The sequence below is a fragment of the Burkholderia sp. AU16482 genome (assembly GCF_002223285.1).
Lineage (GTDB): Bacteria > Pseudomonadota > Gammaproteobacteria > Burkholderiales > Burkholderiaceae > Burkholderia > Burkholderia semiarida.
This window is the reverse complement of the sequence record NZ_NKEY01000006.1, coordinates 817,533-830,984: the sequence shown is the minus strand read 5'-3', so window position 1 is coordinate 830,984 and position 13,452 is coordinate 817,533. Positions and strand designations below refer to the sequence as shown.

Here is a 13,452-nt window from a genome sequence, read left to right as displayed (position 1 = left end):
CGGTCAGACGAGTTCCGGCGACTGCACGACGCTGATCTCGACGGCGACGGCCGTCGCACCGAGCCCCGTCACCGGCTGCGCGTCGCGATGGTCGAGGCCGACCGCGATGCGCACGTAGCGTTCGTCCGGGCAACGGTTCATGAACGGGTCGAAGCCGACCCAGCCGAGCCCTTCGACATAGGCCTCGGCCCATGCATGGCCGGCCGGTTGCTGCGTCAGCGACGCGGCTTGCGGCTGCGCGCCGAGCGCCGCCTGCGGCTGCCCCTGGGATTGCGACTGCGACTGCGACTGCGACTGCGATTGCCCTTGCGATTGCGATTGCGCGGCATGCGACGCGCCGAGCGCCTGCTGCATGCCGTCGCCGCTCTGCAGCGCGAGCGCCGCCTCTTCCTCGACGTCGCCCGCATGCTGCTTCGAATCGGCGATGCGCTGCATCGCGCTGTCGGCCAACACGTAGCCCGAGATGTAGCGCGCGGGGATCTTCAGCACGCGTGCGGCCGCGATGAACGCGTGCGCATGGTCGCGGCTCGTGCCCTCGCCGCTTTGCAGCGCGGTTTCCGCATCGACGGGCGCATCGGCCGCCAGGTTCGGCGCGTATGCGATGCGGCCGTGCACTTCCGTCATCAGCCAGTGCAGTGCGTCGAGACCGTGCGGCTCGATCGGCAGCGCGTCCGTGAGCGCGCGCACGGTGTCGCCCGCCTTCGTGAGCGCGGTCTCGCGCTCGAAGATCCACGGCGGCGCATAGCCTTCGGAATTGCCGAGAATGCCCGCGCGGTCCTGCGTCTCGACGACGCCGGCCGCCACGACCACGATCTCGTCCTTCGCGCCGCGATCGTGGCGCACGAGGTCGATCCGGTTGCCGAGCCCGTCGGCATACGACAGCGTCGGCTCGACGCCGTCGATCGTGACCTGCCACGCGCGCACCGTCTGCCCGGGGCCGGATTGCGGGCGCAGCCGCAGCCGTTGCAGCGCATGGCTGGCTTGATCGTCGAACCGATAACGCGAAATGTGTCGAATGGCGAGTCGCATGGCAAGCCTCAGTCGAAGTTGTAAGCCTGGGCGATTTCGAGCCCGAGGCTGTTGTTGCGGCCGATGAAGTCGGTCAGGAATTCGTGCAGGCCGCTCTTGAAGATCCGCTCGACCGAGGTATCGGACAGCAGTTGGAGGATCTTCGTGGCCGTGTCGTGACACGGGTGTGTCACGCCGTAATCCTTCGCGAGCAGGTTCAGGCTCGACACGACGCGCCCGTAGCAATAGCGCAGCGAACGCGGCATGCGGCCGTTCAGGATCAGGTAGTCCGCGATGTTGAGCGGCTTGTACTGCACGTCGTACACCCAGCGGTACGAACGATGCGCGGCCACGCAGCGCAGGATCGTCTCCCACTGGTAGTTGTCGAGGATCGTGCCGACGTGCGACACCGACGGCAGCAGCAGGTGGTACTTCACGTCGATGATCCGCGCGGTGTTGTCGGCGCGCTCGATGAATGCGCCGATCTGCGCGAAATCGAAGATCTCGTTGCGCAGCATCGTGCTGTAGAAGCTGCCGAGGATCAGCGCGGTTTCGCGCTTCACTTCGTCGAGCACGGCCGGCAGCTCGCTTTCAGGCACCGGCTGCGCGAGCGCGCGGCGCAGGGCGAGCCACGCGCCGTTCACGCTTTCCCACGCCTCGCGCGTGAGCGCCGTGCGCACCATCCGCGCGTTCGAGCGCGCGGCTTCGATGCACGACAGCACGCTCGACGGGTTGTCGCGGTCGCGCAGCAGGTAGTCGGTCACGGTATCGGCCGCGTACGCGTCGTATTTCTGCCGATAGCCGTCGTCGGCGCCCGAGCTGACGAGCACCGACGACCATTCGGCCGGCGCGTCGGCCGTGCGCGTGAGCGCCATCCGCAGCCCGGCATCGACGATGCGCGCGATGTTCTCCGCGCGTTCGATATAGCGGTACATCCAGTAGAGCCCGCTTGCAGTACGTCCCAGAAGCATCTCGTGTCCACTCCGTCTTCGTTCGGTTCGCGCGCCGGCTCCGGCGCGCGCGGTCGCGTCCGGCTCAGTCGGCCAGCACCCAGGTGTCCTTGGTGCCGCCGCCCTGGCTCGAGTTGACGACGAGCGATCCCTCCTTCAGCGCGACGCGCGTGAGCCCGCCCGGCGTGATGCGGATCCGGTCCGACACCAGCACGAACGGCCGCAGGTCGACGTGGCGCGGCGCGAGGCCGGCGTCGGTCAGGATCGGCGTCGTGGACAACGCGAGCGTCGGTTGCGCGATGTAGTTCGCGGGACGGGCGCGCAGCTTCGCGGAAAACGCGTCGAGTTCGGCCTTCGACGCGCACGGCCCGACCAGCATCCCGTAGCCGCCCGAGCCGTGCACTTCCTTCACGACCAGTTCGTCCAGATGCTCGAGCACGTATTTCAGGCTGTCGGCCTCGCCGCAGCGCCAGGTCGGCACGTTCTCCAGCAGCGCCTTGCGGCCCGTGTAGAACTCGACGATCTCCGGCATGTACGAGTAGATCGCCTTGTCGTCGGCGATGCCGGTGCCGGGCGCGTTCGCGATCGTGATGTTGCCCGCGCGGTACACGTCCATGATGCCGGCCACGCCGAGCACCGAATCGGGGCGGAACGTGAGCGGATCGAGGAACGCGTCGTCGACGCGGCGATACAGTACGTCGATCGGCTGGAAGCCTTCGGTCGTGCGCATCGCGACGCGGCCGTCGATCACCTGCAGGTCGCTGCCCTCGACGAGGTGCACGCCCATCTGGTCGGCGAGGAACGAATGTTCGTAGTACGCGGAATTGTGGATGCCGGGCGTGAGCACCGCGACGGTCGGGTTGTCGGTGTTGCCGCCCGGCGGGCACACGGCCGCGAGCGACTGGCGCAGCATCTGCGGATAAGTTTCGACCGGGCGCACCTTCACCTGCTGGAACAGCTCCGGAAAGAGCTGCATCATCGTTTCGCGGTTTTCCAGCATGTACGACACGCCGGACGGCGTGCGCGCGTTGTCCTCCAGCACGTAAAACTCGTTCTCGCCGGTGCGCACGATGTCGACGCCGATGATGTGCGTGTAAACGTTTCCGGGCGGCCGGAAGTCGATCATCTCCGGGATGAACGCGTCGTTGTGCGCGATCAGGTGCTTCGGCACGATGCCCGCGCGCACGATTTCCTGGCGGTGGTAGATGTCGTCGAGGAACGCGTTGAGCGCCATCACGCGCTGCTCGATGCCGAGCGACAGCCGGCTCCACTCCGCCCCCGAGATGATGCGCGGGACGATGTCGAACGGAATCAGCCGCTCGGCGGCCTCCGCGTCGCCGTAGACGGCGAACGTGATGCCCGTCTTGCGGAACACGCCTTCCGCATCGTGGGCCTTCTGGGCGAGGCTCGCGGGATTCTGCGTGTCGAGCCATTGCTTCAGGCGCGCGTAAGGCGCCCTTACCATGTCGCCGGATTGCAGCATTTCATCGAATGGCTTCATCGATTTTTTCTCCATCGATCGTTTTCCCCGGCATTGCGCATGCCGGACCGGCGTAACCAATGCTTTGCAAGGAACGTGCCGTGTTCGCTCCCGTCGATATCCCCCTGTTTTTGCGCCGCGCCGGGCACGCCCGCGCCACGTTTCGCACCACAACGGTGCATCGCCGACGCGGCGCGCACTCGCGGTGCGCCGCCGACGCGCATGGCCGATGCTGCGCCGCATCCGACGAACATAGTTCTCCCGCGTGTCACGGATGTGCAATCTGCACTGCACCAAAAGCGACGAGGCGGGCACCGGCCCGAGCGGGCGGGCCGGCACGCACACGGCGAAGCCGGCCCGGGGGAAGCGCCGTCCGGGCGGGCCGGACAGTCCGACGCGATGAACTGTCCGGTTAACTCGGTCCGGCCCCTCAACGCTATGTAGCCGTAATCCCGCCGACAACGCCCATGCATATTTCGACTGACACCGATCGAAAAAAAACATCGGCCCGACCGACGCGATGCGCGGTACGCTAGAACGTTTGCGCAGCAGACGGCGCCCCCTTTCAGGCGCCCGACTATAAAAAGCGAAGATCGAAATGGAAGCAAAGTGGCTGGAAGATTTCCTGAGCCTGGCGGATACCAAGAGCTTTTCCCGGGCCGCGCGTCATCGGCACCTGACGCAATCGGCGTTCAGTAGACGAATCGCCGCCCTCGAAACCTGGATGGACGCGAAGCTGGTGGACCGGAGCATCAATCCGATCGCACTGACGCCGGCCGGCCAGATGTTCCGCGGGCTCGCCGCGGACATCCTGCGCAGCATGTATGCGGCGCGCAATCTCGTGAACGGCTACGACCAGTTCGCGGCCAGCGACCAGGTCGTGCGCTTCGCCGTCGCGCATACGCTCGTGTTCACGCTGTTTCCGGAATGGCTCAAGCAACTCAACAGCGAGGTCGGCCACGTGACCGCGCGCGTCAATGCGGTGAACGTGCCGGAAGGCGTGCAGCAGCTCGTCGAAGGCGAATGCGACCTGTTGCTCGGCTATCACCATCCGCAGTTGCCGATCGTGCTCGATCCGAACCACTTTCCGTTCGTCAGCCTCGGCGTCGAACGAATCCTGCCCGTGTCGTCGCCCGATGCACGCGGCAAGCCGGTGTTCCAGCTGCCCGGCACGCCCGATGCGCCGCTGCCGCTGCTCGCGTATTCGTCGGGCGCCTTTCTCGGCAACATCGTCGAGATGCTGCTGCTGAACGCGACCGAGCCGTATGTGCTGCACCGGTGTTTCGAGACGCATATGTCCGAGGCGCTGAAAGGCATGGTCGTGGCCGGGCACGGCATCGGCTGGCTGCCGGAAAGCTGCGTCGCGAAAGAGCTCGCGGACGGCACGCTCGTCTGCGCCGGCACCGGCGACTGGATCACCGAACTCGAAATCCGCCTGTATCGATCGGCGCGCAAGCGCGGGCTCGCGGCCGAGCAGCTGTGGGCCTACATCATGAACCGGCCGCGCACGGCCCTCGACGCGGCGATCGGCACCGAAGAGGCGGCCGCGCCGGCAATGCGCGGCGCGCGACGAAGCGCGGGCGGCAGTCGCTGAACGCCGTGTCCGCGCCGTGGATATCCATGGCGCGCATGCGTATTCTTTCGACGGCAATCGATAATCCGCCGGATTCCATAAAATCCCTCACCTGCCCCAATCCGCCGCCATTAAAACGCAAACGTTTGCGAATCCGTGTCGTACTTTTTACTGCTTCCCGTATTAAGTAAGAATATTCGGACTGATTTTCCAGACAGAAATACCTTGTTACACAAGTTTCTATTTACCTGTAACAGCCGGAATGATCAAAAACGTCGCACCCTCATTTCTCGACATGCGGTCTGTATCCGAACATTCATCGATTCTTCTCGAATACAGGCGCAACAGTTTCTTTCATCAGTCGTTATTTTTCGGCACGAACGTCGATACCTCCGACGTGATTCAAAGCGTGCTCGATCATCGCTACCGGTGAGCAATTTTCATGTCCGGGAATATCGACTTTATTCAGAATTAAGACATCCTTACCAATCCATTCTTATCCTATTTAGATAGGATCTTTCGCTCCCGTCCCATTCGGGTCACACGCGGTTGTTGGTTCAAAAGCCATCGTGTATCAATAGCGTGTCGCAAAAAGAACGTTGGCAAATTCGACTCCGAGTCGATGCGCGTCATCGATTCCGGACGGGAGATTGCAATGTCACCTTCGCTTCGACAGCAGGCTCGCCCTTTCCTGAGCGTCGTGCTCTCCACGCTCTGCATGAACGCCCTGGCCCAGACATCAGCGGCCCCGCCGCCGGCGTCCGGTCCGGGGGCAAACCGGTACGTGATTTCGTATATCTGCGGCGACGCGCGGATCGACGGCACCGCGCCGCTTCCCCCTGACGGGCGCCCGTACAACCTGGGCGTGTCGTTCGTGTCGGGGAGCACCGGCCAGCCCCTCTCCAACGTGCAGGTGCGCCTGCGCCGGCATGGGCGCGTGCTCGTCGAATTCAATGCATCGGGATCGCGCTGCCTGTTCAGCGTGCCGGACGCGAGCTACCGGGTCGAAGGGACCTATCAGGGAGCAACCCAGTTCGCGATCGTCGAGACGGGTGCGCTCACGACGCAGTTGCGATGGTGAAACGTCGCACCGCCCCGCTCCGATCGCGTCATTCATGGAGCGCATCGAATCCAGGAGACTTGAATGCCCCGTCCAGAACGACCGGACGACTCGCCCGACCGTCAGCCGAAACCCTCGTGGGGTCCGGGAAGGAATGCGGCGCTCAGCGTCGCTGCATTTGCCGCGATCTTCGGCGCGTTCGCGTACGTCGAGCGGGACGCGAGGATCGGCCACGCAAGCGTGACGCACGATATCGCCGGCGTGATCGGCAACGTCGTGGGCAAGTACCGCCAGCTCATCGTCGCGGCGACGGGTGGCTCGTCCCGCACAGCGGCGCCCGCCGGCTCGACGTCGACGATCGTACAGGCCGGGCCGGTTCCGCCGTCCGCCTCGACGGCGCCCGCCGTGTCGGCTCCGGCCGAACCGGCCGTGCCGCCGCAAGCGACGGCCCGCTCCGACACGAGCCCACCGCGCGCCGCGCACGTGCCGCCGACGAAGCTCGCGGCGAGCCCGCACGCGGCGTCGACCGGCAGTCGCACGGCGCGCCCCGGCGATGCGCACCGGACGTCACGCTCGCAGGCGCTGGCACGCACGAGAAAACACCCCGACCCCGCGACGAAACGGCAGCCGCAGTCGAGCCTCGCCGGCACGCCGTACATGGAGACCGCCCGCGTCACGCACGATGAGCTGGAAGGCGCCCGCGCTCTGGCCAAGGCGCGCCGGTGCGCAGAGATCGACGAATGGAGCTGCGTGGAGCAGAACGCGAGCCGAGCACTCGCCATCGACCCGACGAACAGCGAATCGCGCGCACTGCTGGGACAGGCGATCCGCAACCGCCTGTGAACCGGCCCTCGGGCGTGCAATCGACGTGATCGTTTCAAAGTGAGGAGACACCGTGGCCAACAATCGTCACCAACAATGCACCACCGTCGCTCCGCCGACCCGGCGGATCCTCCTGCACGCGCCGCTGCTGTGCCTGCTCGTCGCGTCCGGCCCGTGTCTTTCCGCCGAAGGCGACGCGGAACCGCGCGGCACGAGCGAAATCGCCGGATCCCGCGGCGCGCCGGATGCGCTGCCACTCGACCTGCGGCCAACGGGCGCGTCGACGCAAGCCGCGCAGGATTCGGGCACGCAGCCCCCGCTTGCGCCCACGCCGATCGCGCGGGCCTCGGATGCGTCGCTGCAGATCGCGCAGGCGCCGAACCCGGCGATGCCGACCACGGTCGTGGTGGACCCCGATGCTGCGCAGCCGAGCGCACCGGCGCCGGTCGCAGCATCGCCGAACGCATCGATGCTGCTTGCGCAGGCATTCGACACCCCGCCGCCGGATACGTCGGCGCCGCGCGCGCGAACGTCGGATGCACCGCCGCAGCCCGCCCCCTCCCTGACCACCGCACCGCCGGTTGCGCCGACCATGCCGACGCTCACGGCGCAGGCATCCGGCACACCGATGCCGAACTCGCCCACGCCTGCGACCGAGACGCCCGGCGCGCAACTGCCGTCGTCCCAGCCGCCGAATTCACAGACGCCCGGCGCCCAGCTCCCCGGCGAGCCGACCCAGCGATCGCAGGGGCCCGACGTCGAAGCGCCGAATGCGCGGGCGCCGAATCTCCGCACCGCCGACGTCGAGACGGTACGCAACGACGTGTTCGGCCTCGCGGCGAGCGGCGGCGCGGTCAAGGCGCTCGACGAAGCGAAGGCCCGGCCCGATGCGTTCTCCGCCGTCGACATCGCGCAACTGGAAGAGCTGTCGATTCGCCAGCAGGTGCGCGGCGGACGCGACAAGTCGCGCTCGATGACGAGTTCGGACCGCTTCGATGGAATCGACGACGCGCTGCGCGCGGCGGACGACCTCGACAAGCGGATACTCGCGACACCCGAGTACACCCCGGTCCGCACCGCCCTCGCGGGCGACCGGGTCGTCGCCCTTGCCGCACGCGGCGAGATGAAAACGGCCGTCGCGACGTTCGAGACGATTCCGTCCAGCGCGGAAATCTCGATCGACGCGTTGGCGGCCGTCGGCGATGCATACCTGTACCTGAGCGAGCCGGCCAAGGCGAACGCCGTGTACGCGCGCGCGCTGAAACAGGCCACCGCCTCGCCGACCGATCGCGCGACCCGCGGCTTCCAGTACGGCTCGCGCACGCGCCCGATCGAGCTGCAGGAAGGGCTGTTCTGGTCGTACGTCGACCAGGCACGCGCGCCGGAAGCGAAGCAGGTGCTCGACGACATGGAGAAGTCGCTGCCGCCGGCCAGGCAGGTGACCAACGTCGGCCCGGGAGAAAGCGACTATCTGCGCTACTACCGGCTGCGCGCGCAATATCTGATCTTCACGGGTCACGTGAACGAAGGGATCGCCGCGCTCGAACAGCTCGAGAAAGAGGTGCCGTTCAACGCTGAGGTGCGCGCCGCGCATGCCGACGCCGTGTCGGGCCAATCGCATCCGCGCCAGGCGATCTCGATGTATCGCGCGTCGCTGACCGATCACCCGGACAGCGTCGAGATGCTCGCGGGCCTCGGCCGCGCATCGCTCACGGCGGACGATTACGCGACCGCGAAAACCGTCGACCAGACCCTCGGCAACACGTTCCCGGACAGCGGTGCGGTGCGCAGCTTCAAGCGCGACTACAACGCATACCGCAGCCCGGTGTTCACGACCGACCTGAGCTTCGAGCACGGCAACAGCGCGCTGGCCAACAACAGCTTCACGTCGGACAGCTATGTGTATTCGCAACCGTTCGGCGACAACTGGCGCGTGTTTTCGCACACGTTCTATGGTTTCGCGCAGACCGACGACGGCAACCTCAGCCGCACGCGCACCGGCATCGGCGGCGACTACCGGCACGGGCCGCTCACCGTGCTCGGCGAAGTCACGCGCTCGATGGGCGGGGACGGCCGAACCGGCGGCCGCGGGACGATCGCGTACGCGTTGAACGACTACTGGACGGTCAGCGCCGGGCTCGACACCAACGACAACTCGCTGCCGTGGAAAGCGTATGCCGCGCACATCTGGGGCCGCTCCGCGAACGTCGAGGTCGTGTATCGCCAGAACGACCGGCGCGAAGTCAAGCTCAGCTACGGCGTGAGCCGCTACAGCGATTCGAACCTGCACCAGGAGATCGCGGCGACCGCCACGCAGCGCGTGTATACGTCCGCGAACCAGCTCGTCAACGTCTCGCTGAACCTGGGCACGGACAGCAACACGCGGCGGGACGCGCCCTACTTCAGCCCCGGTCGCGACTACGCGGCCGCGGCGACCGTCATGCATCAACTGACGCTGTGGAAGAAGGGCGACCTCGGGCTGCGACAGCGCGTGTCGGTGTCGGGCGGCGCGTACAACGAGCGCGGCTTCGGCACCAGCCCGTTGTGGAGTGCGCGCATCGAGCACGCGTGGACGTTCAAGCGCGACATCACGCTGAGCTACGGCGTCGAGGTCAGCAGCCACGCGTACGACGGCCAGCGCGAGCGCTCCGAAACCGGCTTCCTGTCGCTCAACCTGCCGTTTTAGAAAGGAGCGCTGAATGCAATCCAGACGGACCTTCATGTGCGGATGCCTCGGCACGTTTGCCGCCTGTTCGCTGTTCCCGGGCGTGAGCGGCGCCAAGATGATCGACCTGCTGCCGCCGTCCGACCCGGCCGACGGCAAGACGTTTCGCGTGATCTGCCTGCACGACGTGCGCGACAACCTGATGGCGTCGTTTTCGTCGCCGACCGCGATCATCGATCCGTTCGCGGTCGATACCGGTACGCTGACCGCGATCTTCTCGTGGCTGCAGACCAACAACTACCACACCATCACGGTCAAGCAGATCGAGGCGTCGCGGCGCGGCGGCAAGCCGCTGCCGCCGCGCTCGGTGCTGCTCACGTTCGACGATGGCTTTCGCAGCCACTACACGAAGGTGCTGCCGCTGCTGGAGCGCTTCAAGTATCCGGCCGTGATGGGCCTCGTCACCGCGTGGATCGACACGCCGCCGGATACGCCGATCCGCATCAGCGACAAGGTTCAGGTGCCGCGCGACTACTTCCTGTCGTGGGACGAGGTGAAGAAGCTCGGGCAGTCGGAATTCGTCGAGCTCGGCTGCCACACCCACAATCTGCATCATGGCGCGATCGCGAATCCGCAAGGCAACGAATTGCCGGCGACCACGTCGCACCTGTACCTGCAAGACCAGAAGCGCTATGAAACCGACGCCGAATTCCACGCCCGCGTGCACGACGACCTGCAGACTTGCGTGCGGCAGATCCGCCAACGCACCGGCATCGTCGCGCGCTCGATGGTGTGGCCGTACGGCGCGGAAAACCAGCCCGTGCGCCAGATCTCGACATCGCTCGGCATGGACATCCAGTTCAGCCTCGATGCCGGCCCGAATACGCCGGACGTGCCGCTCGACCGGCTCAGACGAATCCTGATGATGTACGACGTCGATATCGGCGGGTTCGAGCGCTCGATGCGCGAGCCGGCGTCGAACCGCGGCGACGTCGACATGCCCGAGCGTACCGTGCAGGTCGATCTCGACCAGGTCTACGACCCCGATCCCGCGCGGCAGGAAGCGAATCTCGGCAAGCTGATCGAGCGCATCTACCGGATGCAGCCGAAATCGGTGTACCTGCAGGCGTATGCGGATCCGAAGGGGACGGGCGTGGCCGAAGCGGTGTATTTCCCGAACCGGCATCTGCCGATGCGTTCCGACCTGTTCTCGCGTGCCGCGTGGCAGCTCAACACGCGGTCCAACGTGCAGGTATACGCGTGGATGCCGGTGCTCGCGTTCCGGCCGCCGGCCGACAAGCTGCGCGCGCTCGAAGCCGTCAGCGCCTACGGCGGCGCGCCGGCCCGCGAGAACGGCGCGCGCGTGTTCCGGCTGAGCCCGTTCGATCCCGATTCGCGGCTGATGATCCAGCAGGTCTACGAGGATCTCAGCAAGCACGCGTCGTTCAGCGGCATCCTGTTCGGCGACGACGCCGTGCTCGACGACTACGAGGATGCGGGCCGGCATGCGCTGCGCACCTATTCGCAATGGGGGCTGCCGGCCGACGTCGGCAAGATCCGCGAGAACCCCGACCTGATGAAGCGCTGGACGCGCCAGAAGACGCGCTACCTGATCGACATGACCCGGCAGCTCGAACAGATCGTGCTGGCCCACCAGAACGCCGGCGACGTGCTGACCGCGCGCAACATCTTCGCGATGCCGGTGCTCAAGCCCGAATCGGAAGCGTGGTATGCGCAGAACTACGACGATTTCATCGCCGCCTACGACTACGTCGCGCTGATGGCGATGCCGTACATGGAACAGGCGAAGGACCCGGAAGGCTGGCTCGACCAGCTCGTGAAGGCGGTGCGCGCGAAGCAGCGCGGGCTGCAGCGCACCGTGTTCGAACTGCAGTCGTACGACTGGCACGGGCAGAAGGCGGTGCCGGCCAGCACGCTGCTCGCGCAGATGCGGCGGCTGCGCAGCAAGGGCGCCGTGAATTTCGGCTACTACCCCGACAACTTCCTGACCGGCCAGCCGGAGCTCGACGCGATGCGCGACGTGATGTCGCTGAAGTCGCGCCTCGACCCAACCTCCATCAACGCGCTGATGCAGATGCAGCAATCGCGGGGAACCAAGACGCCATGACCTCCCATAGCCTGATCCAGCGCCTGCAGGATTTCGTCTTCTACTATCCGTTCTTCATGTCGTATCTGTGGATGATCGGCGGCGTCGTGCACTACTTCCTGCTCGAGGAAGGCCGCGAGCTGTCGACACGCACGATCGCGTCGAGCGGCATCCCGAAGGTGTCGATCGTCGTGCCCTGCTTCAACGAAGCCGCGAACGCGCGCAGCGTGATCGCCCATCTGAACGGGATGCTGTATCCGAACTACGACATCATCGCGGTCAACGACGGCAGCAAGGATCGCACCGGCGAGATCCTCAACGAGCTGGCCGTCGAGATCCCGCGGCTGCTCGTGATCCATCACGCGCGCAACGAAGGCAAGGCGGTCGGGCTCACGACCGCGGCCGCGGTATCCAACGCGGAATACCTGCTCTGTATCGACGGCGACGCGCTGCTCGCGCACGACGCGATCGGCTGGATGCTCGAACATTTCCTGACCGACCCGGGCGTGGGCGCGGTGACCGGCAACCCGCGCATCCGCACGCGCACGTCGCTGCTCGGCCGCATGCAGGTCGGCGAATTCTCGTCGATCGTCGGGCTGATCAAGCGCACGCAGCAGGTGTACGGCCGCATCTTCACGGTATCGGGCGTGATCACGATGTTCCGCAAGACCGCGCTCGCCGACGTCGGCTACTGGAGCTCGGACATGCTCACCGAGGACATCGACATCAGCTGGAAGCTGCAGTGCCGCGACTGGCGCGTCGTGTACGAGCCGCACGCGCTCAGCTGGATCCTGATGCCCGAGACGCTCAAGGGGCTCTACCGGCAGCGGCTGCGCTGGTCCAAGGGCGGCATCCAGGTGCTGCTCAAGTACGCGGGCACGCTGATGCGGCCCACGCAGATGATGATGTGGCCGCTGTTCGTCGAGTACCTGATCGGCATCGCGTGGGCGTACTCGATGTCGTTCATCCTGCTGCTCGCGCTGATCGACGTCGTCTACCCGCTTCCGCCGAACTGGCATGTGTCCGTGGTGCCGCACTGGCACGGGATGCTGCTGGTCGCGACCTGCATCCTGCAGCTGATCATCGGCAGCATGATCGATCGTCGTTACGACGAAAAACTCCTGATGTACTTCCTTGACACCATCTGGTACCCCGTCGCGTTCTGGCTGATCAGCATGATCACCACCGTCGTCGCCCTGCCCGCCGTCGTACTGCGGGGCCGCGGCAAGCGCGCCGTCTGGGTCAGTCCCGACCGAGGCATTCAACATGAAGAACGCGCCGATTATTGACCTTTCCCTGCGCGCCCCGCGCGACATGATCGCCGAACGCGGCGGCATCGTCGGGCCCGTGCTCGTCGCATGGTTCCGCCTCGTGCGGCCCGCGCTGGTCGGCGGTGTATGGGCATCGATCTGCATCTATACGTACCGCTACCTGCTGCCGTTCAACGAGGCCGAGATGCCGATCGAGCAGATCGTGTTCTACGTGACGAGCATCGCGCTGATCGCCGGCACGATCGTCATGTGGCTGATCGCGGGACGCGTCGTGCATCCATTCGCCTATCGCCTGCGCGTGTCGAAGATGGTGCGACGCTCGGCCAGCGTGAAGGTGCGCTCCGTGCCGCCGACCGCGTTCGCGAGCGAGCGCCGGCGCGGCGCGCGCCGCACGACGCGCATTCTCGTCGCGTCGCACGATGCGAACGGGTCGATTTCGGGCATCGAATGGGTTGCCCATGCCGGGCCGCAGCCCCGCGAATAGATCGCCGGAGACGTGCCGCGCCGCGCGCGACG

General features: G+C 66.2%; 10 protein-coding genes. 7 read left to right on the top strand and 3 right to left on the bottom strand.

The window, feature by feature from the left end; all coding sequences use genetic code 11:
- Positions 1-3: 3 nt before the first annotated feature.
- From CFB35_RS21135 to CFB35_RS21125, 3 genes are all read right to left on the bottom strand, one after another.
- Positions 4-1,029, bottom strand: coding sequence for a transglutaminase family protein (locus tag CFB35_RS21135; protein ID WP_089465541.1), 1,026 nt, complete (start codon positions 1,027-1,029; stop codon positions 4-6).
- 8 nt (positions 1,030-1,037) lie between these two features.
- Positions 1,038-1,979 carry an alpha-E domain-containing protein gene (locus tag CFB35_RS21130; RefSeq protein ID WP_059582387.1) on the bottom strand — a complete coding sequence of 314 codons (942 nt, stop codon included), beginning with the start codon at positions 1,977-1,979 and terminating at the stop codon, positions 1,038-1,040.
- A gap of 64 nt (positions 1,980-2,043) precedes the next feature.
- Complete coding sequence (locus tag CFB35_RS21125; RefSeq protein WP_059582390.1) at positions 2,044-3,459, bottom strand: circularly permuted type 2 ATP-grasp protein; 1,416 nt, start codon at positions 3,457-3,459, stop codon at positions 2,044-2,046.
- A gap of 577 nt (positions 3,460-4,036) precedes the next feature.
- Between CFB35_RS21125 and CFB35_RS21115 the strand changes: the two genes are divergently transcribed.
- From CFB35_RS21115 to CFB35_RS21085, 7 genes are all read left to right on the top strand, one after another.
- A complete protein-coding gene (locus CFB35_RS21115) occupies positions 4,037-5,032 on the top strand; it encodes a LysR substrate-binding domain-containing protein (RefSeq protein WP_059582392.1) in 996 nt (331 codons plus the stop codon).
- 634 nt (positions 5,033-5,666) lie between these two features.
- Complete coding sequence (locus CFB35_RS21110) at positions 5,667-6,092, top strand: hypothetical protein (protein WP_059583067.1); 426 nt, start codon at positions 5,667-5,669, stop codon at positions 6,090-6,092.
- Positions 6,093-6,155: 63 nt separating this feature from the next.
- The gene (locus CFB35_RS21105) at positions 6,156-6,914 is read left to right on the top strand and encodes a hypothetical protein (protein ID WP_059582396.1); all 759 of its coding nucleotides are present in this window, start codon (positions 6,156-6,158) and stop codon (positions 6,912-6,914) included.
- A gap of 52 nt (positions 6,915-6,966) precedes the next feature.
- Positions 6,967-9,579 carry a poly-beta-1,6 N-acetyl-D-glucosamine export porin PgaA gene (gene pgaA, locus CFB35_RS21100; protein ID WP_089465539.1) on the top strand — a complete coding sequence of 871 codons (2,613 nt, stop codon included), beginning with the start codon at positions 6,967-6,969 and terminating at the stop codon, positions 9,577-9,579.
- Positions 9,580-9,592: 13 nt separating this feature from the next.
- Positions 9,593-11,686, top strand: coding sequence for a poly-beta-1,6-N-acetyl-D-glucosamine N-deacetylase PgaB (gene pgaB, locus CFB35_RS21095; RefSeq protein WP_059582400.1), 2,094 nt, complete (start codon positions 9,593-9,595; stop codon positions 11,684-11,686).
- The gene (pgaC, locus tag CFB35_RS21090; RefSeq protein WP_059582402.1) at positions 11,683-12,954 is read left to right on the top strand and encodes a poly-beta-1,6-N-acetyl-D-glucosamine synthase; all 1,272 of its coding nucleotides are present in this window, start codon (positions 11,683-11,685) and stop codon (positions 12,952-12,954) included. The genes pgaB and pgaC overlap by 4 nt, the downstream gene beginning before the upstream one ends.
- On the top strand, positions 12,932-13,420 hold the full coding sequence (locus CFB35_RS21085; protein ID WP_059582405.1) for a hypothetical protein: 489 nt from the start codon (positions 12,932-12,934) through the stop codon (positions 13,418-13,420). Before pgaC ends, CFB35_RS21085 begins: the two co-directional genes overlap by 23 nt.
- The last annotated feature ends 32 nt before the right edge of the window (positions 13,421-13,452 follow it).

Bases quoted from the DNA above. Each gene is read 5' to 3' on its own strand.
- CFB35_RS21115 (WP_059582392.1), top strand. From the start codon at position 4,037: ATGGAAGCAAAGTGGCTGGAAGATTTCCTGAGCCTGGCGGATACCAAG.
- pgaC (WP_059582402.1), top strand. From the start codon at position 11,683: ATGACCTCCCATAGCCTGATCCAGCGCCTGCAGGATTTCGTCTTCTAC.
- CFB35_RS21085 (WP_059582405.1), top strand. From the start codon at position 12,932: ATGAAGAACGCGCCGATTATTGACCTTTCCCTGCGCGCCCCGCGCGAC.
- CFB35_RS21130 (WP_059582387.1), bottom strand. From the start codon at position 1,979: ATGCTTCTGGGACGTACTGCAAGCGGGCTCTACTGGATGTACCGCTAT.
- CFB35_RS21135 (WP_089465541.1), bottom strand. From the start codon at position 1,029: ATGCGACTCGCCATTCGACACATTTCGCGTTATCGGTTCGACGATCAA.
- CFB35_RS21125 (WP_059582390.1), bottom strand. From the start codon at position 3,459: ATGAAGCCATTCGATGAAATGCTGCAATCCGGCGACATGGTAAGGGCG.
- CFB35_RS21110 (WP_059583067.1), top strand. From the start codon at position 5,667: ATGTCACCTTCGCTTCGACAGCAGGCTCGCCCTTTCCTGAGCGTCGTG.
- pgaB (WP_059582400.1), top strand. From the start codon at position 9,593: ATGCAATCCAGACGGACCTTCATGTGCGGATGCCTCGGCACGTTTGCC.
- CFB35_RS21105 (WP_059582396.1), top strand. From the start codon at position 6,156: ATGCCCCGTCCAGAACGACCGGACGACTCGCCCGACCGTCAGCCGAAA.